The organism is Bradyrhizobium sp. Kon58 (assembly GCF_055807455.1).
In genome coordinates this window covers 1-254 of the sequence record NZ_JBVVOT010000529.1, presented here as the reverse complement: position 1 = coordinate 254, position 254 = coordinate 1, and the positions used below count along the sequence as shown (strand labels likewise).

The window sequence follows — 254 nt, the reverse complement described above, 5'->3', positions numbered from 1 at the left end:
GCAGTGTCGGCACCGATCTGTTGCCTGAGTATCGCCTGATCGATCCACTGACCAATACTGTGTTCGGCCCCCGGTATATCCCATTGGGCGATGGGGGTCTGCAACGCATGCCTGATCTTGACGACTACATTGCGCCAGTCACGTATGAGCAAACCCTGGAATTCAGCCGTCGGGCCAACGGCGTCTATGATGGAAAGAATCAGCAGAGCTATGTGCGTGCCCGCGGCCAATGGTACGCCATCGAAACCCGCTAC

At 57.1% G+C, this 254-nt stretch carries 1 protein-coding gene; it reads left to right on the top strand.

Annotated elements, in window-relative coordinates; all coding sequences use genetic code 11:
- On the top strand, nt 1-254 hold a 254-nt coding region (locus AC0L20_RS41365; protein ID WP_473295889.1), incomplete at both ends, for a hypothetical protein.